A 24,343-nucleotide genomic window follows, 5' to 3' on the forward strand; every position below is an offset into this window, starting at 1 on the left:
GGACTCAAACACCCTCTCCCCTTTGGGGAGAGGGCAGGGTGAGGGGGTGTTATTCAGGCAATCCTGCACGCATCCGCTTCCCAGCGATAACCCACGCCGTACACAGCGCGAATAAACGACTGGTCGGCGTCGAGCGCCTCCAGCTTGCGGCGCAGGTTTTTGATGTGGCTGTCGATGGTGCGGTCGGTCACCACGCGGTAATCGTCATACAGATGGTTGAGCAGCTGCTCGCGGGAAAATACTTTTCCCGGCTCGTGGGAGAGCGTTTTCAGCAGGCGGAACTCCGCTGGGGTAAGATCCAATAGTTTGCTGCGCCAGCTCGCCTGGAAGCGGCTTTCGTCGACGATCAGCGGGCTTTGCGCATCCAGCACCTGCAATTCACGCTGTGGCTTACAGCGGCGGAGGATGGTTTTCACCCTAGCGACCACCTCCCGCGGGCTGTAAGGCTTGCAGATGTAATCGTCGGCGCCGATTTCGAGCCCCAGCAGACGGTCGATCTCTTCGATTTTGGCCGTCACCATCACGATGGGCACATCGGAGAAACGACGAATTTCCCGGCACAGGGTCAGGCCGTCGGTACCCGGCAGCATCAGATCCAGCAGGATCAGATCCGGCGGCGTCTGGCGCACGTAGGGGAGCACCTGGTCGCCGTGGTTGATAAGCGTTGGCGCGTAGCTCGCAGCGCGCAAATAGTCGATCAGCAGCTGCCCAAGTTTAGGCTCGTCTTCCACGATCAAAATACGCGGTGTGTTGTCGTCAATCGGTAACTCGGTCATGCTTCCCTCGATAAATCCCGTTCCAGAGGTAACTCTACTGTAATGCTAACCCCGCCAAAAGGCGAATGGGCGGCGCGGATGGTGCCGCCGTGGGCCTCTACAATGTTAACGCAAATCGCCAGCCCAAGGCCGGAACCGCCGCTGGCGCGGTTGCGTGAACCTTCGGTACGATAGAAGCGCTCGAACAGTTTTTCCAGCTGCGCATCCTTCACGCCAGGGGCAGAGTCCGCAAAGGTCAGGGCAAAGCGCCCGTTTTCCTGCCTGCCGGAGATATGCAGCGCGCCGCCGCCGTCGGTGTAGCGGAGGCTGTTCTCCAGCAAATTATTGAACAGCTGCATCAGGCGATCTCTGTCGCCAAATACCACCGCGCTGTCCGGCAGCGAAAGGTTGATTTTCAGGTCACGGCTGGCGAAGCGTTCGCGGAATGCGCCGGTCACAACTTCAAGGATATTGATCACGTCTATTGGTGCTTTCTGGTAGGCCAGGGCGCCTTCGTCGGACATGGAAAGCTGATGCAGATCGTCCACCAGCTTGGTCAGCGTGCCGACTTCCGCCTGTAGCGAGGCCACGGACTCGGGGGTGAACTGCCTTACGCCGTCCTGTATCGCCTCCAGCTCGCCGCGCAGCACCGCCAGCGGGGTGCGCAGCTCGTGCGAAATATCGGCCATAAAATCGCGGCGCATCTGCTGGTTTTTTTCCAGCGTGCTGGCGAGCTGGTTGAAGTCCTGCGCCAGCTTGCCCAGTTCATCCTGGCTGCGGGTGTCCACGCGGGTCGAGAAATCACCCGCCGCCAGCTTGTGCGTGCCTTCCACCAGGCGCTTAACCGGCGCCAGCAGGCCGCGCGCCAGCGGGAAGGTGGCGAGCGCCGCAAGCAGGGTAGAAAGCGCGACAATCAGCCAGCTGGTCTGACGCTGCTGGCGGTCAAAGTTGATGTCGGTGTTGCGCGTCAGCCGCTCGACCGGCGAGGCGATAACCCAGCCCACCGTGGCGCCGTTCGAGGTGATGGCGCGCTTTGTACCGTCCGGCGGTACCGGAGAGCGTGGGCCAACGAGCACGCGCATCTCCTGATCAATCACCCAGAACTGGGTGCGCCAGCCGTGCGGCGGCATGCCCGGCCCCGGGCGGTCGTCGTCATTATCGTGCTCCAGCGAGCGCAGGATTTGAAACACAAAGCGATCGTTATTGCGCAGAAAACGCCAGTTACCGTGCAGGCTATACTGTTCGCCCAGCGCGTCGCTTAAGCCCTGTAGTCGCTGTTCGTTACCGTGCTTAATGTAGTCAATAAAGCCGCGCTCAAAGCTGACCCGCACCGCCCAGTGCATGGTAATCAGCAGAACGATACAGGTGGCGAAAATCGCCACAAAAAGCTTACCGGTGATCCCCGGACGCCAGAATTTCATGGTGCACTCCTTTTGCCGCGTCGGATCACGACGTTTTTGGTCGTGTCATTCGGTACTCTGGCAAAGATAAAAGCGGGCAGGGCGATAATTACCGCCATGCTGAGGTAAGTGTATAAAAAGACCTGATGCGCGACGGGGGTGTCGGCGCTGAGATGGTGCTGACCGTACATGCCGAGCAGCAATCCGGCGACCGTGACCCCCACGCTCATGGAGAGCTGCATGATCATCGACAGCAGGCTGTTACCGCTGCTCGCCAGCTCGTCCGGCAGATCTTTCAGCGTCAGGGTGTTCATCGACGAGAAGCGCATGGAGTTGATGATCCCCTGGCAGAACAGCACCAGCGGCAGGATGTAGTACCAGCCCAGCAGCGCCACGGCCATAAACAGCAGGCAAACCAACGCCAGCCCGATCGTGGCGGTCACCAGCACCCGGCGATAGCCAAAGCGGTTCACCACCTGCACCACAATACGCTTCATCCCCATGCTGCCGAGCACCATCGGGATCATCATCAGCCCGGCGTGGAACGGCGAGAAGCCCATCCCAATCTGTAAAAACACCGGCGTCATAAACGGCAACATGCCGCTGCCGATGCGTCCGGCAAAGCTGCCGAAGAGACCAAGACGGTAGGTGGGATTCCTGAAAAGATTCAGGCTGAACAGCGCGTTAGCGTTGCCTCTGGCATGCCACAGATACCAGAGAATCGCGGTGATCCCCAGCGCCACCAGCAGGGCGAGCGACAGGGAGGAGATCCCCAACCCTTTTTGCCCGTCGAGGGCCAGGGTGAGCGTCGCCATGCCAGCCGCCAGCAGGATAAAGCCAACGAAATCAAAGCGCCGGGTCTGCATTTTATAGTTCGGCATCAGCGTCAGGGTGGCAATCGCGCCGATAATACCGACCGGCAGGTTGATCAGGAAGATCCAGTGCCAGGAGGCATACTCCACCAGAATACCGCCCAGCGCCGGGCCAAGCAGCGGGCCGACCTGGCCGGGCAAGGTGACGAAGGTCATCGCCGCCATATACTGCGCGCGCGGAACAATTTTCATCACCGTTAAACGCCCGACGGGTACCATCATCGCGCCGCCGACGCCCTGTAGCACGCGCGCCATCACCAGCTGGTCGAGGGTATTGGCCTGGGCGCAAAACAGCGACCCGGTGGTAAACAGCACAATGGCGGTGAAGAAGATGTTTCGCACACCGACTTTATCCGCCAGCCAGCCGCTGGCGGTCAGCATCACGGCGACCGTCAGCACGTAGGCGACAATCACCATATGCATGTGCAGCGGGCTCTCCCCCAGGCTTTTCGCCATCGAGGGAAGGGCGGTGTTCACGATGGTCGTGTCCAGCGACTGCATAAAGAAGCCGAACGCGACGATCCACAATTGCCAGCGAACGTTACTGGGTAGGTCGGTCATTTACTCGGTCACCGTGGTTCTCTTTTTACGCGAAAAACGCAGCCGCAGGCGGTCAAAGAACAGATAGACTACCGGCGTGGTGTAGAGCGTCAGCAGCTGGCTCATCACCAGGCCGCCGACAATCGTGATCCCCAGCGGCTGGCGCAGTTCCGAGCCGTCACCGCCGGATATGACCAGCGGTAGCGCACCGAACAGCGCGGCCAGCGTGGTCATCATGATCGGGCGAAAACGCAGCAGACAGGCCTGGAATATCGCCTCGTCCGGCGTCAGGTTGCCGTTACGCTGGGCGTCCAGGGCAAAGTCGACCATCATAATCGCGTTTTTCTTCACAATACCTATTAATAGCATGATCCCGATGAGCGCGATTAGGCTGAACGGGGCACCGAACAGCTCCAGCGCCAGCAGCGCCCCCACGCCCGCAGAAGGCAGCGTGGAGAGAATGGTCAACGGGTGCACATAGCTTTCGTACAGCACGCCCAGCACGATATAAACCGTGGCAATAGCCGCCAGAATCAAAATGACCTGCGAGTTCATGGTGTCCTGGAACACCTGCGCCGTACCGGCAAAGCTGCCGCGCACGGAGGAGGGCACCCCGAGCTGGGTCATGGCGCGGTTGATGGCGTCGCTGGCCTCAGACAGCGACGAGCCGGTTGGCAGGTTAAACGACACGGTCGAGGCGGCGGAAAGCCCCTGGTGGTTCACCGACAGCGGCGCGTTCGACGGCTGCCAGCTGGCGAAGTACGACAGCGGGATCGCCTTGCCGTCATTATTGATCACAAACATCTTGTCCAGCGCGCTGATGTCCTGGGTGTAGCGCGGATCAACTTCCATCACCACCTTGTACTGGTTCATCGGCTGATAGATGGTGGAGACTTCACGCTGCCCGAAGGCGTTGTTAAGCAGGCTGTTGGCCGCTTCAACGTTAATGCCCAGGCGGGACATGGTTTCGCGATCGTAGGTGAGCGCCATCTCGGCGCCGTTATTCTGGCTGTCGGAGTTCACGTCCGCCAGTTGCGGCAGCGCGGCCAGCGCTTTACGGATCTTCGGCTCCCACTCGCGCAGGGCGGCTAAGTCATCTGAGAGCAGGGTATACTGATAGCTGGCGTTAGCCTGTCGTCCGCCGACGCGGATATCCTGAACGGCCATCAAAAACAGATTTGCCCCCGGCTCTTTGGCGAGCTTCAGCCGCAGGCGGTCAATGATCTGCTGCGCCGTTTCGTGACGTTCACCGCGCGGCTTAAGGGTAATAAACATCATCCCGCTGTTAACGCGCGAGCCGCCGGTAAAGCCGGTGACGTTATCCACGGCCGGATCTTCCCGGATGATTTTCATAAAGTCTTGCAGTTTGCCCCGCATCGCCTGGAACGAAATACTCTGGTCCGCCTGAATACCGCCCATCAGCACGCCGGTATCCTGCTCCGGGAAGAAGGTTTTCGGGATGGTGATATACATCCAGACGTTGAGGACGATGGTGCCGATCAGCACCAGCCCGACAAGACGCGTGTGGTTCAGCACCCATTTCAGCGATTTGCCATAGCCTGACTGCATCGCCATCAGGACGCGGCCAAAGCCTTTCCTGCGCGGCTGCGAGTGCGGTTGGCTGCGCTTTAGCATCCAGCCGCACATCATAGGCGTCAGCGTCAGCGAAATCACCAGGGAGATACCGATGGCGACGGAAAGCGTGACGGCAAATTCGCGCAGCAGTCGCCCCGGCAGGCCGCCCATCAGCAGCAGCGGCAGGAACACCGCCACCAGCGACAGGCTCATGGACAGGACCGTGAAGCCCACTTCGCGCGTCCCCTGAAGCGCCGCCTGGAGCGGCTTCATGCCCGCTTCCAGATGGCGCGAGATATTCTCCAGCACCACGATGGCGTCATCCACTACAAATCCGGTGGCAATCGTCAGCGCCATCAGCGACAGGTTGTTAAGACTAAACCCACACAGGTACATGGCGGCAAAGGTGCCTATCAGCGATACCGGAACCGCCACCGCCGGGATCAGCGTGGCGCGCCCCGAGCGCAGGAACAGGAACACCACCAGGATCACCAGCGCGACGGAGATGATCAGCGTTTGCTCTACCTCCTCAAGCGAGGCGCGGATGGTAGGGGAGCGGTCCTGCGCAATCTGGAGGTCGATGGCCGCCGGAATCGTTTCCTGAAGCTCCGGCAGGCGCGCGCGGATGCTGTTCACCGTCTGGATGATGTTGGCTTCCGGCAGTTTGCGGATCATCAGCAAAATCGCCGGTTTGGCGTTGGTCATCCCGGCGTTACGCACGTCCTGCACCGAATCGGTGACGCTGGCGACGTCGCTCAGGCGCACCGCCGCACCGTTGTTGTAGTGAATAATCAACGGCTGATACTCGGCGGCGGTTTTCAGCTCGTCGTTGGTCTGGATCTGCCAGCGGTGGCTGTTGTCCTCAATCGCGCCCTGCGGCTTACGCACGTTGGCGTTGCTGATGGCGGAACGCACGTCGTCCAGCGATACGCCCTGGTTAAACAGCGCCTGCGGATTCAGCCCCACGCGCACGGCGGGCAGAGAGCTGCCGCCGACGTCCACGTCGCCCACGCCGTCAATCTGGGCGATGGTTTGCGCCAGCTGGGTGGAGGCAAAATCGTACAGCTCGCCCTGGGAGTAGGTCTCTGACGTGAGCGTCAGGATCATGATCGGCGCGTCGGACGGGTTAGCCTTGCGGTAGGTTGGACGGCTCGGCATGCCGCTTGGCAGCAGGCTTTGGGCGGCGTTAATCGCGGCCTGCACGTCACGCGCCGCGCCGTTGATATCCCGGTCGAAGTTAAATTCCAGAATGATGCGCGTGCTGCCCAGCGAACTGCTGGAGGTCATCTCGTTAACCCCGGCAATTCGCCCAAGCGAGCGCTCAAGCGGCGTCGCCACTGATGACGCCATGGTCTCCGGCGAGGCACCCGGCAGCGAGGCGCTGACCATGATCACCGGGAAATCGACCTGCGGCAGCGGGGCCACCGGCAGCAGCCGGAAGCCCAGCACGCCGCACAGGGTGATAGCGACGGAGAGTAAAATCGTCGCCACCGGACGGTAAATGAAGAGGGCGAAAAACTTCACTTACGCCTCCTCTTCACGTTTCGGGAAGCGGTTTTTCGTCCACAGGGCCAGACGGTCAAACAGCAGGTAGATAACCGGCGTGGTAAACAGCGTCAGCACCTGGCTCACCAGCAGGCCGCCCACCATCCCGATGCCCAGCGGACGGCGCAGTTCGGCCCCCACGCCGGTGCTCAGCATCAGCGGCAGCGCGCCCAGCAGGGCGGCGAGGGTGGTCATCAGGATCGGACGAAAACGCAGCAGACAGGCCTGGTAAATGGCCTCGCGCGGCGCCATACCCTGCTCGCGCTCGGCGGCCAGCGCAAAGTCGATCATCATGATGGCGTTTTTCTTCACAATGCCGATAAGCAGGATGATGCCGATGATCGCAATGACGTCCAGCTCGCTCCCCGCCAGCATCAGCGCCAGCAGCGCCCCCACGCCCGCCGTCGGCAGAGTGGAGAGGATGGTGATCGGATGGATAAAGCTTTCATACAGCACGCCAAGCACGATATACATCGCCACCACCGCCGCGACAATCAGCCAGACGGTGCTGCCCAGCGCGGCCTGGAACGCCAGCGTACTGCCCTGGAACTGGGTCTGAATATCGGACGGGAAGCTGAGTTCTTTCTCCGCGCCCAGAATGGCCTCCACCGCTTCGCCCAGGGAATACCCGTCCGGCACGTTGAAGGAAATGGTGGTGGACGGGAACTGATCGAGATGGTTAATCGACAGCGGGGTGTGACGCTCTTCCACGCTGGCAATGGCGCTGAGCGGCACAATCCCGCCGTCTTTGCTGGTCAGGCGCACCGTGTCCAGCGCGGCCAGCCCGGGCGTGTTCTCGGTGTTATGTTCCAGCACCACGCGATACTGGTTGGCCTGGGTATAGATGGTGGAGATCAGGCGCTGGCCAAAGGCGTTATACAGGGCGTTATCCACGTCGGACATGGTAATGCCCAGACGGCTGGCGGTGTCGCGGTTGACGTTCACGTACGCCGCCAGCCCTTTATCCTGCCAGTCGCTGCTGACGTCAGAAACCTGCGGCAGTGCTTTCAGCTTGTCCACCAGCTGCGGCACCCAGGTGCTCAGTGCCTCAAGCGAGGTGGCCTGGAGCGTAAACTGGTACTGCGTGCGGCTCACCTGCGTATCAATGGTTAAATCCTGGATCGGTTGCAGATACAGCTCAATGCCCGGCACGCGCGCCACCGCGCTTTGCAGGCGTTCAATCACCGCGTTAACGCGATCGTCGCGGTCATCGAGCGGTTTAAGGTTAATTTGCAGGCGCGCGCTGTTGAGCGACGGGTTGGTGCCGTCCACGCCCACGTAGGCAGTCAGGCTTTCCACCGCCGGATCTTTCATGATGATCTCAGACACCTGCTGCTGGCGCTGCGCCATGTTGGCGAAGGAGACCGTCTGCGGCGCCTGAAGCGTGCCCTGAATAATGCCGTTGTCCTGAATCGGGAAGAAGCCTTTCGGAATGAAAATCCACAGCATGACGCTGAGCGCCAGGGTGCCGAGCGCCACGCCGAGCGTTGCCCACGGATGGTTCAGCACTTTCGCCAGCACGCGGCCGTAGGCGGCGATAATGCGCTCGAACATCCGCTCGGAGGCGCGCGAGAAGCGGTTTTGCTTGCGCAAGGACTCGTGGCTCAGCATGCGGGCGCACATCATCGGCGTCAGCGTCAGCGACACCACGGCAGAGATCAGAATGGCGACCGCCAGCGTCACGGCAAACTCGCGGAACAGCCGCCCGACGATATCGCCCATAAACAGCAGCGGGATCAGCACCGCAATTAGCGAGAAGGTGAGCGAGATAATGGTAAAGCCGATCTCCCCCGCGCCCTTCAGCGCGGCGGCTAACGGCTTTTCACCTTTTTCGATATAGCGCGAGATGTTCTCGATTACCACGATGGCGTCGTCCACCACAAACCCGGTGGCGATGGTGAGCGCCATCAGCGTCAGGTTGTTAATCGAAAAGTCGAGAAACACCATCACCGCGAACGTTCCGACCAGCGAGAGCGGCACGGCGACGGCGGGAATGATGGTTGCCGGGACGTTGCGCAGGAACAGGTAGATGATCATCACCACCAGCGCAATCGCCAGCATCAGCTCGAACTGGGTGTCGGTCACTGACGCGCGAATATTCGTGGTGCGGTCAGAGAGCACTTTCACGCTGACCGATTTTGGCAGGCTTTCCACCAGCTGCGGCAGCATGGTGCGAATGCTGTCGGCGGTATCAATAATATTCGCGCCCGGCTGGCGCTGAACGTTCATGACAATCGCCTGCTGCTTATTGGCCCACGCCCCGAGCCAGCTGTTTTCTGCACCTTGTTCGACGGTGGCTACGTCGCCCAGGCGGATCGGCGCGCCGTTCTGGTAGGCAATGATCAGCTGACGGTACTCATCGGCGGACTGCATCTGGTCGTTGGCGGAGAGCGTGACCGCGCGGGTCGGGCCGTCCAGCGACCCCTTCGCTGAGTTGACGTTGGCGCTGCTGATGGCGGTGCGGATGGTTTCGCTGGTTAACCCCAGCGCGGCAATGGCCTGGGCATTCAGTTTGACGCGCACGGCGGGGCGTTGACCGCCCGCCAGCGTCACCAGCCCTACGCCGGTCACCTGCGAAATCTTCTGCGCCACGCGGGTTTCAACCATGTCTTCCACCTGGGTCATCGGCATGGCGGAGGAGGTGACGGCAAGGGTCATGATCGGCGGATCCGCCGGGTTGACCTTGCTGTAAACCGGTGGATTCGGCAGGTCAGACGGCAGCAGGTTAGTGGCGGCATTAATCGCGGCCTGCACCTCCTGCTCAGCGACGTCCAGCGACAGCGTAAGCTGGAACTGAAGCGTGACGACCGAAGCGCCACCGGAACTCTGGGAAGACATCTGCTTCAGGCCAGACATCTGGCCAAACTGACGCTCCAGCGGGGCGGTGATGGCAGACGTCACCACATCCGGACTGGCGCCCGGATAGAGGGTGACAACCTGAATGGTCGGGTAGTCCACTTCCGGCAGCGCCGACACGGGCAGAAAACGGTAGCCAATGATCCCGGCCAGCAGGATCGCCACCATCAGCAGGGTCGTCGCAACCGGACGTAAAATAAACAGGCGTGATGGCCCACCTGTAGAGCTCGGCGGCATCACCTGCATCAGGCTTTTGCTCCTGTATTCTGCGCTTCCACCACCTCGACCTGCGCCCCTTCGGTCAGCCGGTCAATACCGTCGGTGACGACGCGGTCGCCAGCGGACAGCCCGGCGCTGATCACCACCGTCTGGCTGTCCTGGATGCCGGTTTTCACCAGATGTTTGCTGACCTTGTTTTCGCTGTTCAGCACCCAGACAAAGTTGCCTTCACTGCCCATTTGCAGGGCCGCCGTCGGGATCACCACCGCGTTTTCTTCGGTCACGACCAGCATTCGCGCGTTGACGAACTGATTCGGGAACAGGGCATCGTCCTGATTGTTGAAGCGTGCTTTTAGCTTAATGGTGCCGGTGGTGGTGTCGATCTGGTTATCCAGGCTCAACAGCGAACCTTCGCTCAGCTTCTGCTTGTTGGTGCGATCCCAGGCTTCAACCACCAGCGCTTTTCCGGCCTTCTGCGCCTGTATCACCGTCGCAATGTCGCTTTCCGGCAGGGTAAAGACGAGATCGATAGGATGCGTCTGGGTGATCACCACGATGCCCGTGGTATCGCCGCTGGAGATTTGGTTCCCGATATCGACCTGTTTCAGGCCCACGCGGCCGTCAATCGGCGCGGTGATCCGGCTCCAGTCGAGCTGGAGCTGGGCGCTGGCGACCGCGGCTTCGTCGGCCTTGATGGTGCCCTGAGATTCACTGACCAGAGACTGCTGGGTGTCCAGCTCCTGGCGCGACACGAGGTTGGTTTTTACCAGCTGCTGATAGCGGGCTAAATCGCGGCGGGCATTGGCGAGGGTGGCTTTGTCTTTCGCGAGCTGCCCCTGCGCCTGCGCCAGGGCAACCTTAAACTGGCTTGGATCGATTTCCGCCAGCAGATCGCCGGCTTTTACCTGCTGACCTTCCTGGAAATGGATGGCCATCAACTGACCGTCCACGCGGCTACGTACCGTCACGGTGTTGGCGGCGGTGATGGTTCCCAGCCCGGAGAGATAACGAGGCACCGCTTTATTCACCGCCGTTGCCGCCTGCACCGGTGCCAGCGCACCGCCGCGCATACCGTGGCGCCCGCCGCCCGTTGAGCGTTGTGAGGGGCTATTAGCGCCATCAGGTGCCGTGGAGTTCGCGGACTGGCTGTGCCAATACCAGGCGGCGGCCAGGACCACCACAATCAGACCAACGGCGATTGCCCAGCGGGATTTGTTACTGCCTTTCATCGTTATACGTTCTCATCCTGAAACTCTTTCGGGGAATGATACTAGTTTAGTCAGCTAACACAGCGAAAAAATGGAGGAAATATGGAAGACTGTCGGGAATTGTCTGAGTGTGGCGCGCTGTTTCGCCTTCGCCGGGTGGCGCTGCGCTTACCCGGCCTACGGTTGGAGGATCTTGTAGGCCGGGTAAGGCGAAGCCGCCACCCGGCACAACCCCATTAGCTAAACACCACCTGCGCCCAGCGCGCCAGCCCTGCCGTAACGGAGCCAAAGTCATCGCCGCCGGCAATCGGGATCCCCGGCAGCTGTTCCGCCAGCGCTTTCTTGATCAGCGGCGAACGGGCGCTACCGCCAGTCAGGTAAATTACGTCCGGCTTCACGTTGCCGTTCTCAAGCGCCAGCTGCACCTGCTCCAGAATACGCTGAAGCGGCTGAGTGAGCGCCATTTCCAGCCCTTCCTGAGTGATAGCCGTAGCCAGATCGTCACTGATAAACGGCAGCGAAACCGCATGCTCTGGACGATCGGAAAGGGCAATTTTGCTCTCTTCGGCGGTGCGCACTACGCGGTAGCTCAGGCGCTGACGCCACACCTTATACAGAAGTGCGACCTTCTCTGCATCCTGCGCATCACGCACCAGATCGTTGAGGAAACGGCCATTCGCGGTGCTGTAAAAATCACTCTGGGCAGGGACGTCGTTGATGGCAATCGCGTTCCACCACGGCAGGATCGGCAGGGCTATGCCTTTCTCGGTTTGACCGCCCATGCCGAGCAGCGGCATCAGGCTCTTGAAGGCCAGGGCAATATCAAGATCGTTACCGCCCACGCGGCAGCCGCTGTGCCCCAGCAGACTATTTTCACGATCGCGACGGTGATGCCACTGGGGACCCATCAGCAGTAATGAACAGTCCGTCGTACCGCCGCCGATGTCCACCACCAGCACCCGTTTCTCTTCCGTCAGCGTGGCTTCAAAATCCAGCCCCGCCGCAACCGGCTCATACTGGAACACCACGTCACGGAAGCCTGCCCGGTGCGCTGCACGCTCAAGGATCCCCTGCGCCTGCTGGTTGGCTTCGTCGCCGCCCAGCCCCTGAAAGTTAATCGGACGGCCAATCACCGCCTGGGTGATGGCATCCAGCACCTGAGACTGCGCCTGATTGCGGATGTGCAGCATCATCGCGCAGACCAGATCTTCAAACATCGCCACCTGCTGCGGCTTCATGCCGCTGGCGCCGAGGAAGGATTTCGGCGATTTAACGAAGTAGACCTCTTCCGGATCTTCAATGTACTGCCCGAGGGAAGAGAGGCCGAACTGCACGCTGGACGAGGTAACGTCGATATCTTCCTCGCGGTTAAAGCTGACCGCACGGCGCAGCAGCGCCTGGGTCTCCGCCGCCGTGGCCGGAACCTGATGGTGGCGGAACAGCCACTCGCTCACCGCTTCACGCGTGGGCGCACAAAGCATTGACGGCAACAGCGTACTGCCGTTTTCCATTTTCAGGAGCTGCGGTTGTCCGTTTTGCATTATCGCAACCGAGCAGTTTGCGGTGCCGTAGTCGAATCCAATAAACACAATAAATCCCCATGCCGGTGAGAAGGGGCGAGACTTTAGCGAAATGTCTGCCAGGCGACAACAGGAATATGAAAGCAAGGCGCAAGGCGATCTTTCGGTTTATGCTGAGGTAAATACAAAAGGAGAGACGATGTACACCCTGAACTGGCAACCGCCCTACGACTGGTCGTGGATGTTTGGCTTTCTTGCCGCGCGTGCGGTCACGGGGGTTGAGACCGTTACGGAGGATTACTACGAGCGCAGTTTTGGCTATGCCGGGCACCAGGGCGTTTTCCGGGTTACGCCAGACAGCGCAACCCCTACGCTGGCGGTGTCGCTCAGCCCTGGCCTGATCCCGGTGGCGGATATCTGCCTCGACCGCATCGCCCGCCTGTTTGACCTCGATTGCGACCCGCTGCGCATTGCGCAGACTCTCGGCGAGCTCGGCGCGGCGCGGCCGGGGTTACGTTTGCCGGGCGCGATGGATGCCTACGAGCAGGGCGTGCGCGCCATTCTCGGGCAACTGGTGAGCGTGGCGATGGCGGCAAAACTGGCGTCACGGGTGGTGGCGCTGTGCGGTGAACCCATTGAGGATACGCCGGGCTATCTCTGCTTTCCTCCGCCAGAGGTGCTGGCCGCGGCAGATCCGCTGGCGTTGAAAGCCCTCGGGATGCCGCTCAGGCGTGCGGAGTCGTTGATTCATCTGGCGCAGTCGGTGGTGGACGGTGAATTCCCGCTGTTCCCGCCTGCGAACGTTGAGGCCGGGATGAAGGCGCTACAGCAGCGCCCCGGCATCGGGCGCTGGACCGCGAATTATCTGGCCCTGCGCGGCTGGCAGGCGAAGGATGTTTTCCTGCCGGATGACTATCTGATTAAACAGCGCTTTGCCGGTATGACGCCCGCGCAGATCCGTCGCTATGCCGAGCGCTGGCAGCCGTGGCGCTCGTATGCGCTGTTACATATCTGGTACACCGACGGCTGGTCGCCGTCAGTTGATGGCGAAATAGCTGGTATTCAGCAGTAGATCGAGCGGCTGCGCTTCCCCGATGGTGTCGCCGTAAATGAAGTCAACGCCGATACCCGATAGCGTATCCATCATGATCGACTGATGGCATGGCCCGGCAATGGTTTTTATGCCCAGACGCTGGGCGTGGCCCTGAATGATTGTCACCATCATCTCATCCATCAGATTGCCGTGGACGTTGGTCACCATGTCTGTATCCAGCAGCAGATAATCGGCGGTGTTGGCGCTGAGCTGGCTGAAGACGTTCATATCGCGTCCGACCCGGGTCAGCACCACGCGACAGCCGGCCTGACGAAGCTTTTGCAGGCCCTGCTGCACGTTTTCATCCGTATTGCTCAGCACATCAACGGCGATCGCCAGATGCAGCAGCCGCGCCGGCAGCGGACCTTTGGTAATGAGGTCGAGCAGCTCATCCACCAGCGTGACGCTGGCTAAACCCGCTTCTGAGAGCGGCAGCGCGACGCCCATTCCTTTGGCCGCCACCTTTGCGGCATAGGTACGGAAAAATTCGCTGAATATCCGTCGGTCCAGGGCGTGCAGCAGCTCCGGCTCCGCCAGCCCGGCGCGGAAGGCATGCTCTTCCAGCACTTCTCCCTGGCTGGTCCACAGCCGCAAGGAAATCAGCCAGAAGCTACTGCTCTCGGGAATGCGCGGCGAGGCGACGCTGCGGGCGATCATCAGCAGATGGTTATCTTTAATCATGTGCCACTGCTCATCCAGCGACATCATGCTGCGCGTGCTGTGGATCCGCTCCTGCTGGGGTTCGTAGACGGTGACCACGCCGCGCCCGCTGTTTTTCGAGGCGTAGCAGGCAATATCGGCCTGAGACATCACTTCCGCAGCCTGATAATTGGTGTCGTCAATCAGCGTAATCCCCGCGCTGGCACCAATGCGGTGCAGGCGTCCTTCCCAGGAGAAATGATAGTTGTTGATGGCGTCGATCAACCGGCCCGCAATATAGCGTGCGCTTTCGACGTTGCAGTCCGGCAGCAGCAGGCCAAACTCGTCGCCGCCCAGACGCGCCAGCACGTCGCTGGAGCGCAGCATGGTCAGCATTAGCGAAGAGAGTTCGCGCAGGAGAGCGTCGCCCGCCGCGTGGCCTGCCGTATCGTTCACCGCCTTGAAACGGTCAAGATCGATAAAGACCAGCGCGTGACGCTGATGGGTCTCCTGTACCGTCTGCAACAGGCGCTTAAGGTGGTTTTCAAAGCTGACACGGTTCGCCAGGTGGGTAAGGGCGTCATGGGAAGCGCTGTAGCTCAGCTGGCGCAGCATTTTTCGCGACTCGGTGACGTCCTGAATCACCAGCACCGAGCCGATGGTGTGCCCTTCCAGAGTACTGAGGGGGGTAATACTGTAATGAATGTCGAAACTGCCGCCATTGCGGCAGTTAAGCACCACATCCTGTTCGATATCGGTACGGGACATATCGCCGCTGTGGATGTTTTCCATTAACGGACCGTTCTCGCCGAAGGTAATGTGCAGTACCTTCAGAACGGGCTGACCCAGCGCTTCGCTTTGCGACCAGCCGCTCATCTTCTCGGCGACCGGGTTCATAAAGGTGATGTTCATGTCGATGTCGGTGCACAGCACCGCTTCGCCAATGGAGTCGAGGGTGATATGCAGGCGCTCTTTTTCCTGGAACAGCGCCTCGTTCAGCTGCTTCACCTCGGTCATATCCATGTTGATCCCTAACAGCCGCTCCACTTCGCCCTGTTTGTTCAGCACCCGGTTCGCCAGCGAACGAATGTGGCGAATGCCATCCTTGACGCGAATGCGAAATTCCAGCTTGAAAGGCACCCTGGCCTGGAGTGACTCACGCAGGACCTGTTCGGCGTGCGTACGATCTTCAGGCACCATGGCCGCATGCCAGAGCTGCCAGGTGGGTTTAATGTGCGGGGGGATCTCGTACAGCTCAAACATCCGTTTATCCCAGCTGATCACGTCCGGCTCGAGATCCCACTCCCAAATCCCGATGCCACCGGCTTCGTTAGCGAGGGTGATACGCTCCATCAGACGCTTATTCACCCACTCGGTCTGTTTCAGATCGTTGATGTCTTCAATCTGGGCAATAAAGTAGAGCGGTGTGCCGTCGGCATGGCGCACAACGGAGACGGCCAGCAGCGCCCACACCACCTCGCCGCTACGGGTGTAGTAGCGTTTTTCGAGGCTGTAGGTGTTGATCTCGCCGTGAATCAGCTGTTGCAACTGCTCCAGGTCAGTATTTAAATCTTCCGGCCAGGTTAACTGCTGGAACGTGAGCGACTGAAGCTCTGACTGGCTGTAACCGAGGAAATTGCACAGCGCTTTGTTAGCCTGAAGCCACTGGCCCTCAATGCCCACCAGCGCCATACCAATCGCGGAATATTCCATCGCATTGCGAAAACGTTCTTCGCTTTCCGTAATATGTTTACGCTCGGCCCGAAAGGCATACATCACCATCGTCATAATGTTGGCGGGGAGCAGCATCATCAGGAAGGGAAGCCACGGCGCATTGAAGGTGACGATCATGGTGGAGGGCGTCATGGAGAGCGGATTTCGCGCCATCATCAGGGACACCATCATGATGGTGAATAAAAAAATCAGGAACGCTTCCATACGCGGCAGACGTACCGCGCTCCACATCAGCAGAACGATGATGCAGGTGAATGGCCACGGCAGCCAGGTGATTGCCGTCCAACTAAGAACCAGCGTGACGACCAGGGTCACCAGCGTTTCCAGCAGCAGTTTCGGGTTGCGGTGGCGCAGCAGGTAATGCGGTTTAAACAGCAGACCTAACGGCACCAGCGCCAGCGCGCCAATGGCTTCTGAAAGTACCCAGACAAGAAAATTACGCAGCGGCTCCGCGCTCGGCACCAGAAAATGAACCAGTACGCCCCCCACCAGCGGCGGCACCAGGGCACTGCCGAGGGCAAGCCGCACCCAGTCGTTGAGGTTTTGCAGCGGATTATACCAGGGGAGCAGTTTACGCAGTAACAGCGCGCCAACCGTGGCCTCAATGATATTGATCGCCGTGTAGGTGATGTTGAGCGATGCCCATGAGAAGAGCATCCACGAGGCAAAGATATTGCCAAAAGAGCAGGCGAGCGCAATGCCGGGCCACATTTTTCCCGCGTGGCGGTAAAACGCTACCATCATAATTGAAGTCGGGAACCATAATGGCGCCAGCAGCGTCCCGAAGCGAGTCAGCTCGAGGGAAAATAAGGTGAAGATGAACGTGACCAGACCCAGACAGACAAGCCGCAGTAAAGGATGTGGGGTAGTAACCAAAACCCGCTGGTATTGTTTATTCATTACCGCTCTATCCAGGGACGCCATGTTGTCAGGAGCCAGGTCCGGACGCGTGAAATTAATAATTTGGTTTATGCTAGTACAAACATTTTACAATTCATATGCTGAGTGGTCAGATTTTGACTTCATAGACTTATAAAATAGTTACTCTGCGAAGAAGGGTGATGAAATGGCGAAAAACCGCGCGTAAAAATTTTGCTAAAGGCGTGAAACAGCGCTTTTCAGCCCGCCTCGCATAACCTGCGCATTCGACTGGTATCACGCCCCCGAAATCCCTATAATTGCCGCGTTTGACGCTCCGGCGTCGTCCTTCCTTACATCCAGGTTAATCAGGTCGCTAAATTTATGACTGATAAGTCTCATCAGTGCGTCATCATAGGCATCGCCGGCGCATCGGCTTCAGGTAAAAGTCTTATTGCCAGTACGCTTTATCGCGAACTGCGTGAACAAGTGGGTGATGAGCATATCGGTGTGATTCCCGAAGATAGCTATTACAAAGATCAATCCCATCTTTCGATGGAAGAGCGCGTAAAAACCAACTACGACCACCCCAGTGCGATGGATCACAGCCTGCTGTTCCAGCATCTGGAAGCGCTGAAGCGCGGCGAGGCGATTGAGCTGCCCGTCTACAGCTACGTGGAACATACCCGCACCCAGGAAACGATCCGTATCGAGCCCAAGAAGGTGATTATCCTTGAAGGGATTTTGCTGCTCACCGACGCCCGTCTGCGCGAATCTATGAACTTCTCGATTTTCGTCGACACTCCGCTGGATATCTGTCTGATGCGGCGTATTAAACGCGACGTTAACGAACGCGGCCGCTCCATGGACTCCGTGATGGCGCAATATCAGAAAACCGTTCGCCCGATGTTCCTGCAATTTATTGAGCCTTCGAAACAATACGCCGATATTATCGTGCCTCGCGGCGGTAAAAACCGTATTGCCATTGATATCTTAAAAGCGAAAATCAGTCAGTTTTTTGAATAAGCCGTGTGAATTGTGTACCGTTCAGAGATAACCTGGTTTTGCCCTGACGCCGTAAGGCTTCAGGGCGCGATGCACGAAAGGAGAAAGTGCCATGCGTCTTTGTGACCGCGATATAGAAGCCTGGCTGGATGAAGGCCGCCTGTCTATCACCCCGCGTCCGCCGGTTGAGCGTATTAACGGCGTGACCGTCGATGTGCGTCTGGGGAATAAATTCCGCACCTTCAGCGGCCACACGGCACCGTTTATCGACCTCAGCGGGCCAAAAGACGAAGTCAGTGCGGCGCTGGATCGCGTCATGAGCGACGAAATCGTCATCGAAGAAGGAGAGGCGTTTTATCTCCATCCTGGCGAACTGGCGCTGGCGGTGACCTTTGAATCGGTCACGCTGCCTGCGGACCTGGTCGGCTGGCTTGACGGACGCTCTTCCCTGGCGCGTCTGGGCCTGATGGTGCACGTCACCGCGCACCGTATCGATCCGGGCTGGTCTGGCCGTATCGTGCTGGAGTTCTTTAACGCCGGTAAACTGCCGCTGGCGCTTCGCCCGGGAATGATGATTGGTGCGTTGAGCTTCGAACCGCTAACCGGCCCGGCAGACCGTCCTTATAACCGCCGTCAGGACGCAAAATATCGCGACCAGCAGGGTGCGGTTGCCAGTCGTATCGATAAAGACTGATCTGTGAGTTCACTGAGGAAGCCATGAGAAGAGTTCTGACAACGCTGATGATTTTGCTGGTGGTGCTGGTGGCTGGCCTTTCAGCGTTGGTGCTGCTGGTTAACCCGAATGACTTCCGGGCCTACATGGTGCGGCAGGTGGAAGCGCGCAGCGGGTATGAACTCAAGCTGGACGGGCCGCTGCGCTGGCACGTCTGGCCTCAGCTCAGCATTCTCTCCGGACGTATGTCCCTCACCGCGCCGGGTGCCGCGCAGCCGCTGGTCACGGCGGATAACATGCGTCTTGATGTCGCGCTCATCCCGCTGTTATCCCATCAGCTCCAGGTTGAACAGGTGATGCTGAAAGGGGCGGTGATTCAGCTTACGCCGCAAACCGAAGCCGTTCGTCAGGCGGATGCTCCGGTCGCACCGCGTGAAAACACCTTGCCTGACGTCCCGTCTGACACCGGCTGGTCGTTCGATATTGGTAATCTGAAAGTTGCTGACAGCGTGCTGGTTTTCCAGCATGAAGATGACGAACAGATCACCGTACGCAATATCAACCTCAGGATGGAGCAGGATGCCAACCATCACGCCACCATGGAGTTCTCCGGGCGGATCAACCGCAATCAGCGCGATCTCAACCTGTCGATGAACGCGAACGTGAACGCCTCTGATTATCCGCACCAGCTGACGGCGGACGTTCAGCAGCTTAACTGGCAGCTGACCGGCGCGGATTTACCCGCGAAGGGGATTGCCGGCCAGGGCACGATGCAGGCGGTGTGGCATGAAGAGCGCAAACAGCTCGAACTGAACGCGCTCAACCTCCAGGCCAACGACAGTGCCCTGAAGGGGCAGGCGAGCGTCACGCTTGATGAGAAACCTAAGTGGGTGCTGGATCTGCAATTCGACAAGCTGAACCTCGAGAACCTGCTTCCGCCCCAACCGGTGAACGCGACCGATGAGGGAGCCACGCAGGTGGGGCAAAGCCAGGTCACGCAGTCGCGTCCGGTGATCTCCTCAAATCTCGATCAGCCTGACTACAACGGCCTGCGCGGATTTACCGCCGACATTCTGCTGAAAGCGAACAGCGTGCGCTGGCGTGGGATTGATTTTACTGACGTCAGCAGCCAGATGTTCAACCACAACGGCCTGCTGGTCATCTCCGAGCTCAGCGGAAAAATGGGAGCAGGGAACCTCTCCCTGCCGGGCTCGCTGGATGTGCGCAAAGACGTTGCCAGCGCCGCGTTCCAGCCGCGTCTGGAAAACGTTGAGATTGGCACCATCCTGAAAGCCTTTAATTACCCGATTGCCCTCACGGGGCAGCTGTCGCTGGCAGGGGATTTCTCTGGTACGAAGATTGATGCGGACGCCTTCCGTCGTAGCTGGCAGGGGCAGGCGCATGTTGAGCTGAAAGATTCGCGCATGGAAGGGCTGAACTTCCAGCAGCTGGTGCAGCAGGCGGTAGAGCGCAGCAGCAGCGTGAAAGCGAATGAAAACTACGACAGCGCAACCCGTCTCGACAGCTTTACCAGCGAGCTTGCCCTCGACAACGGTCAGCTCTCGCTTGACGACATGCAGGGGACGTCGTCACTGCTGGCGCTGACCGGAACCGGCGCGCTGGATCTGGTGAAAGAGACGGCAGACACCCGCTTCAACGTCCGCGTGAAGGCTGGCTGGGAAGGCGAAGGACAGCTTGTGGAGTTCCTGAAAGAGACGCCGATACCGCTGCGCGTGTACGGAAAATGGCAGGAGTTGAATTACAGTTTGCAGGTCGATCAGATCCTGCGTAAGCACCTTCAGGATGAAGCGAAACGTCGGCTGAATGACTGGGCGGACCGCAATAAAGAGTCTCAGTCAGGTAAGGATGTGAAAAAGCTGCTCGATAAGCTGTGATGCCTGTTGTGCCGGGTGGCGGCTTTGCCTTACCCGGCCTACAAAAGCCAGACACCGTAGGCCGGGTAAGCGAAGCGCCACCCGGCTTTTTTACACCTCAAAATCCATCTCATCTTCACCGCGCAGCGGTATCAACTGCACCTTCTGCACGCGATGGCTCTCTACCTGCAAGGTTTTGATCATGTAATCCCCCACCTGAACCTCTTCGCCCGGCTGCGGGATACGTTGCAGATATTCCATCAGCAAACCGGCGATGGTGTGGTATTCGCGCTTCTCGTCCAGCGGAAGCGGAACGAACTGCACCAGATCTTCGAGCGGCATGTGGCCGTTGGCGGTCCAGCTGCCGTCGGCGTTTTTCTGAATATCGTGGCGCGCATCGATCTCATCCACCTCATTAGGCAGATTACCGGCGATGGTTTCCATCACGTCGCTGAGCGTCACCAGCCCTTCCACAGAACCAAACTCATCAACGACAAACGCGAAGTGGGTACGCGCGTTGCGGAACTGCTCCAGCGCGGAGAGCAGCGGCAGCGCTTCCGGGAAGACCAGCGGCTGGCGCACCAGCGCCCGCAGGTTGAGCGGCTCGCCGTGAAGTTGCTGTTGCAGCAGGTCAATCACGTGTACCACGCCCAGCAGCTCTTCTTCCTCTTCACCGCCGGTGACAACCACCCGGGTGTGCTGGTTTTTATCCAGCAGGGCGCGGATCTGCTCTTCCGGCGCGGTCAGGTCTATATGCTCAATGTCATGGCGGGAGGTCATAATACTGCTCACCGAGCGCTGGTTGAGGTTAAGCACGCGCTCTATCATCCGGCGTTCCTGCGGGTTGAAGATCTGCCCGTCGCTGTGGTCGGCAAGCATCGCCGCGGATTCAGCATCCAGCTCGGCATCCTCTTTTTTGCCGCTCAGCAGGCGCATCACCGTATCTGCGGTGCGCTGTCGTAATGTCTGGTTCGCGGAGAGAAAACGGCGACGGTTGAAAATGGCCAGCTGGTTGAGAAATTCAATCAGCACCGAGAAACCAATGGCGGCATACAGATACCCTTTCGGGATATGGAAGCCAAAACCATCCGCCACCAGGCTAAAGCCAATCATCAGCAGGAAGCTCAGACAGAGGATGACGATAGTCGGGTGACTGTTCACGAAGCGCGTCAGGGCTTTACTGGCGAGCACCATCAGGGTGATGGCAATGATCACCGCGGCCATCATCACCGCCAGATGGTCAACCATCCCGACGGCCGTGATCACGGAGTCGAGAGAAAAGACGGCGTCCAGCACCACGATCTGTGCGACCACCGGCCAGAATTTAGCGCCGCGTCGCTGGGTGGGGTTTTCACTGTCTTTTCCTTCCAGCCGCTCATTAAGCTCAACCGTGGCTTTGAACAGCAGGAACAATCCGCCGAAAAGCATGATCAGGTCGCGGGCGCTAAAGCTCAGACCCTGCACGCTGAATAAGGGTTTGGTCAGCGTCACCAGCCAGGAGATTGAGGCCAGTAACAGCAGACGCATCACCATGGCGAGCAGAAGGCCCGTCACGCGGGCGCGGTCGCGTTGTGAAGGGGGTAATTTATCGGCAAGGATGGCGATAAACACCAGGTTATCAATGCCGAGCACTAATTCGATGACGACCAGCGTCACCAGCCCGGCCCAGATTGATGGATCGGCAATCCATTCCATAGTAAATGCAATACCTTCTGTTATATGACTAATGTCACACTTCGATCATGGATAAAGCCGACGGAAATTGCAATGCCGGGGTGAGATTTCTCTTAATGCTACACTCTGGTAAACCCCATTTGCCGGGCGGTGTAAATAAGTTAATTGCGGAGATTTAATTACACAAGTCGACATTTAGGAAATATCGCAATAAATGGTCCGGCGATCTATTTTGTCAATATAAAGAAAATCCGAAAACCTTAAAACTTTGCTCTTAATATTAATCTTAAAAACGAATATTAGGACGGTTGTCTCCTTGCCTGCTATTAGGTTAGCTGCAACAATTCTTCCAGCATCAAATGTTAAATCTCCTTGTTGCTATTTTTGTTTCGGTCTTTGGTGAAGGTTATACATTATCAATCGTCCCTGTGAGGCGTTTGATATATTTCGCAAAAGGCCTTATCCAAGAGGGTGTCTAACCATAACGCATTGTTTAGTCAGTGGATTGGTAACTGAAAGCCAAGGGCGGTAGCGTGCCTGAAAGCGTGTGAATCAGCCTCAATTATTCTGTCAATAGCCAATGGATGAATAAGCTTTTTTTAGGACTGATGCCAGTTATATTGCTAAATGATTAACTGCATTCTGATTGTCACCACGACCCGCGCTTATTTTAATTGCACAGGATAATTACTCTGCCAAAGTGATAAATAATCAATGATGAAATCCAAAATGAAATTGATGCCATTATTGGTGTCTGTGACCTTGATGAGTGGTTGCACGGTCTTTCCCGGCAGCAATATGTCGACAATGGGCAAGGATGTGATTAAACAGCAGGATGCTGATTTTGATCTCGACAAAATGGTGAATGTGTATCCATTAACCCCACGTCTGGTGGAACAATTACGCCCACGTCCAAATGTTGCTCAGCCAAATATGTCTCTGGACCAGGAAATTGCCTCTTACCAGTATCGCGTGGGTCCGGGTGACGTCATTAATGTGACCGTCTGGGATCACCCTGAACTGACCACGCCTGCGGGCCAGTACCGCAGCTCAAGTGACACCGGTAACTGGGTACAGTCCGATGGCACCATGTTCTATCCCTACATTGGCAAAGTGCACGTCGCGGGCAAAACGCTTGCTGAGATCCGTAGTGATATTACCGGCCGCCTGGCGCAGTACATTGCTGACCCGCAGGTGGACGTTAATATCGCCGCGTTTAGATCCCAGAAAGCCTATATCTCTGGCCAGGTCAATAAATCCGGCCAGCAGGCAATCACTAACGTCCCGCTCACCGTTCTCGATGCGATCAATGCCGCAGGCGGCTTAACCGACGGCGCTGACTGGCGCAACGTGGTGCTGACCCACAACGGCAAAGAGCAGCGCATTTCGCTTCAGGCGCTGATGCAAAACGGTGACCTGACCCAGAACCGCCTCCTTTATCCGGGCGATATTCTGTACGTGCCGCGCAACGACGATCTGAAAGTGTTCGTGATGGGTGAAGTGAAGAAACAGAGCACCCTCAAGATGGACTTCAGCGGTATGACCCTGACCGAAGCGCTGGGCAATGCGGAAGGCATCGATCTGACCGCCTCCAACGCCAGCGGTATCTTCGTGATCCGTCCTATCAAAGGCGAGAACGCGAAGGGCAAGATTGCCAACATCTACCAGCTGGATATGTCCGACGCGACGTCCCTGGTCATGGCAACGTCGTTCCGTCTCCAGCCGTACGATGTGGTCTATGTCACCACCGCGCCGGTTGCCCGCTGGAACCGTCTGATCAACCAGTTGCTGCCTACCATCAGTGGCGTTCGCTACATGACGGATACGGCTAGCGACGTTCATAACTGGTAAGCCGCGATGTTTAACAAAATTCTGGTGGTGTGCGTGGGGAACATTTGCCGCTCCCCCACGGCTGAAAGGCTGTTGAAAAATTACCAGCCTGCGTTAACGGTCGACTCCGCAGGGCTGGGCGCGCTGGTCGGAAAAGGTGCCGACGAACGTGCCGCAAGCGTTGCCCTTGAGCATAACCTCTCACTCGACGGGCACGTTGCCCGTCAGGTCTCTGGCCGGATGTGCCGGGAATATGACCTGATCCTCGCGATGGAAAAACGCCACATTCACGCGCTGTGCGATATCGCACCGGAGATGCGCGGCAAGGTGATGCTGTTTGGTCACTGGGATGGTGAGCGCGAAATTCCCGATCCGTATCGCAAGAGCCGCGAGGCCTTTGAGGCGGTATACACCTTACTAGACCAGTCTGCCCGTCAGTGGGCGCAGGCACTGAAAGCTCAGCAGGGATAACA

15 protein-coding genes are annotated in these 24,343 nt (G+C 58.5%); 6 read left to right on the forward strand and 9 right to left on the reverse strand.

Annotated features, from left to right (window positions below):
- Positions 1 to 53 precede the first annotated feature (53 nt).
- The 7 genes from baeR to yegD all read right to left on the reverse strand — a co-directional run bounded on the left by baeR (position 54) and on the right by yegD (position 12,559).
- Positions 54 to 776: an envelope stress response regulator BaeR gene (gene baeR, locus SK62_RS06955; RefSeq protein ID WP_047718284.1), complete on the reverse strand. Its 723-nt coding sequence runs from the start codon at positions 774 to 776 to the stop codon at positions 54 to 56.
- A complete protein-coding gene (baeS, locus tag SK62_RS06960; RefSeq protein ID WP_047718283.1) occupies positions 773 to 2,176 on the reverse strand; it encodes an envelope stress sensor histidine kinase BaeS in 1,404 nt (467 codons plus the stop codon). The genes baeR and baeS overlap by 4 nt, the downstream gene beginning before the upstream one ends.
- The gene (locus tag SK62_RS06965; protein WP_048249366.1) at positions 2,173 to 3,588 is read right to left on the reverse strand and encodes an MFS transporter; all 1,416 of its coding nucleotides are present in this window, start codon (positions 3,586 to 3,588) and stop codon (positions 2,173 to 2,175) included. The genes baeS and SK62_RS06965 overlap by 4 nt, the downstream gene beginning before the upstream one ends.
- The gene (mdtC, locus tag SK62_RS06970) at positions 3,589 to 6,666 is read right to left on the reverse strand and encodes a multidrug efflux RND transporter permease subunit MdtC (RefSeq protein WP_017693079.1); all 3,078 of its coding nucleotides are present in this window, start codon (positions 6,664 to 6,666) and stop codon (positions 3,589 to 3,591) included.
- Positions 6,667 to 9,789, reverse strand: a complete 3,123-nt coding sequence (locus SK62_RS06975) for an MdtB/MuxB family multidrug efflux RND transporter permease subunit (RefSeq protein WP_039270409.1) — start codon at positions 9,787 to 9,789, stop codon at positions 6,667 to 6,669.
- Positions 9,789 to 10,991 carry an MdtA/MuxA family multidrug efflux RND transporter periplasmic adaptor subunit gene (locus SK62_RS06980; RefSeq protein WP_047718282.1) on the reverse strand — a complete coding sequence of 401 codons (1,203 nt, stop codon included), beginning with the start codon at positions 10,989 to 10,991 and terminating at the stop codon, positions 9,789 to 9,791. Before SK62_RS06980 ends, SK62_RS06975 begins: the two co-directional genes overlap by 1 nt.
- Positions 10,992 to 11,206: 215 nt before the next feature.
- Positions 11,207 to 12,559, reverse strand: coding sequence for a molecular chaperone (gene yegD / locus SK62_RS06985; RefSeq protein ID WP_047718281.1), 1,353 nt, complete (start codon positions 12,557 to 12,559; stop codon positions 11,207 to 11,209).
- 130 nt (positions 12,560 to 12,689) lie between these two features.
- On the opposite strand from yegD, the gene alkA reads away from it, so the two are divergent.
- Positions 12,690 to 13,562, forward strand: coding sequence for a DNA-3-methyladenine glycosylase 2 (gene alkA / locus SK62_RS06990; protein ID WP_045344342.1), 873 nt, complete (start codon positions 12,690 to 12,692; stop codon positions 13,560 to 13,562).
- Here the strand turns inward: alkA and SK62_RS06995 are convergent.
- Complete coding sequence (locus SK62_RS06995; protein WP_047718279.1) at positions 13,527 to 16,856, reverse strand: diguanylate cyclase; 3,330 nt, start codon at positions 16,854 to 16,856, stop codon at positions 13,527 to 13,529. The genes alkA and SK62_RS06995 overlap by 36 nt on opposite strands.
- Before the next feature lie 342 nt (positions 16,857 to 17,198).
- Between SK62_RS06995 and udk the strand changes: the two genes are divergently transcribed.
- The 3 genes from udk (at position 17,199) to asmA (ending at position 20,387) form a co-directional block, all read left to right on the forward strand.
- The gene (udk, locus tag SK62_RS07000; RefSeq protein WP_000130320.1) at positions 17,199 to 17,840 is read left to right on the forward strand and encodes a uridine kinase; all 642 of its coding nucleotides are present in this window, start codon (positions 17,199 to 17,201) and stop codon (positions 17,838 to 17,840) included.
- 91 nt (positions 17,841 to 17,931) lie between these two features.
- Positions 17,932 to 18,513, forward strand: a complete 582-nt coding sequence (gene dcd, locus SK62_RS07005; protein WP_006811250.1) for a dCTP deaminase — start codon at positions 17,932 to 17,934, stop codon at positions 18,511 to 18,513.
- Positions 18,514 to 18,536: 23 nt separating this feature from the next.
- A complete protein-coding gene (gene asmA, locus SK62_RS07010) occupies positions 18,537 to 20,387 on the forward strand; it encodes an outer membrane assembly protein AsmA (protein ID WP_039270418.1) in 1,851 nt (616 codons plus the stop codon).
- A gap of 90 nt (positions 20,388 to 20,477) precedes the next feature.
- Here asmA and SK62_RS07015 read toward each other — a convergent pair whose 3' ends face one another.
- The gene (locus SK62_RS07015; RefSeq protein ID WP_015572372.1) at positions 20,478 to 22,061 is read right to left on the reverse strand and encodes a TerC family protein; all 1,584 of its coding nucleotides are present in this window, start codon (positions 22,059 to 22,061) and stop codon (positions 20,478 to 20,480) included.
- A gap of 693 nt (positions 22,062 to 22,754) precedes the next feature.
- Between SK62_RS07015 and SK62_RS07020 the strand changes: the two genes are divergently transcribed.
- Both SK62_RS07020 and wzb read left to right on the forward strand, forming a co-directional pair.
- Complete coding sequence (locus tag SK62_RS07020; RefSeq protein ID WP_003862079.1) at positions 22,755 to 23,891, forward strand: polysaccharide export protein; 1,137 nt, start codon at positions 22,755 to 22,757, stop codon at positions 23,889 to 23,891.
- A 6-nt stretch (positions 23,892 to 23,897) separates the two neighbouring features.
- Complete coding sequence (gene wzb, locus SK62_RS07025; RefSeq protein ID WP_003862078.1) at positions 23,898 to 24,341, forward strand: low molecular weight protein-tyrosine-phosphatase Wzb; 444 nt, start codon at positions 23,898 to 23,900, stop codon at positions 24,339 to 24,341.
- Positions 24,342 to 24,343: the final 2 nt, after the last annotated feature.

This window comes from Enterobacter sp. BIDMC109 (genome assembly GCF_001037885.1).
Classification (GTDB): domain Bacteria; phylum Pseudomonadota; class Gammaproteobacteria; order Enterobacterales; family Enterobacteriaceae; genus Enterobacter; species Enterobacter hormaechei_C.

Excerpts from the sequence above, each read along its gene's own strand:
- SK62_RS07020 (WP_003862079.1), top strand. The coding sequence starts at position 22,755 with ATGATGAAATCCAAAATGAAATTGATGCCATTATTGGTGTCTGTGACC.
- SK62_RS06975 (WP_039270409.1), bottom strand. The coding sequence starts at position 9,789 with ATGCAGGTGATGCCGCCGAGCTCTACAGGTGGGCCATCACGCCTGTTT.
- SK62_RS07015 (WP_015572372.1), bottom strand. The coding sequence starts at position 22,061 with ATGGAATGGATTGCCGATCCATCAATCTGGGCCGGGCTGGTGACGCTG.
- udk (WP_000130320.1), top strand. The coding sequence starts at position 17,199 with ATGACTGATAAGTCTCATCAGTGCGTCATCATAGGCATCGCCGGCGCA.
- alkA (WP_045344342.1), top strand. The coding sequence starts at position 12,690 with ATGTACACCCTGAACTGGCAACCGCCCTACGACTGGTCGTGGATGTTT.
- SK62_RS06995 (WP_047718279.1), bottom strand. The coding sequence starts at position 16,856 with ATGAATAAACAATACCAGCGGGTTTTGGTTACTACCCCACATCCTTTA.
- baeR (WP_047718284.1), bottom strand. The coding sequence starts at position 776 with ATGACCGAGTTACCGATTGACGACAACACACCGCGTATTTTGATCGTG.
- SK62_RS06965 (WP_048249366.1), bottom strand. The coding sequence starts at position 3,588 with ATGACCGACCTACCCAGTAACGTTCGCTGGCAATTGTGGATCGTCGCG.
- wzb (WP_003862078.1), top strand. The coding sequence starts at position 23,898 with ATGTTTAACAAAATTCTGGTGGTGTGCGTGGGGAACATTTGCCGCTCC.
- dcd (WP_006811250.1), top strand. The coding sequence starts at position 17,932 with ATGCGTCTTTGTGACCGCGATATAGAAGCCTGGCTGGATGAAGGCCGC.
- SK62_RS06980 (WP_047718282.1), bottom strand. The coding sequence starts at position 10,991 with ATGAAAGGCAGTAACAAATCCCGCTGGGCAATCGCCGTTGGTCTGATT.
- baeS (WP_047718283.1), bottom strand. The coding sequence starts at position 2,176 with ATGAAATTCTGGCGTCCGGGGATCACCGGTAAGCTTTTTGTGGCGATT.
- asmA (WP_039270418.1), top strand. The coding sequence starts at position 18,537 with ATGAGAAGAGTTCTGACAACGCTGATGATTTTGCTGGTGGTGCTGGTG.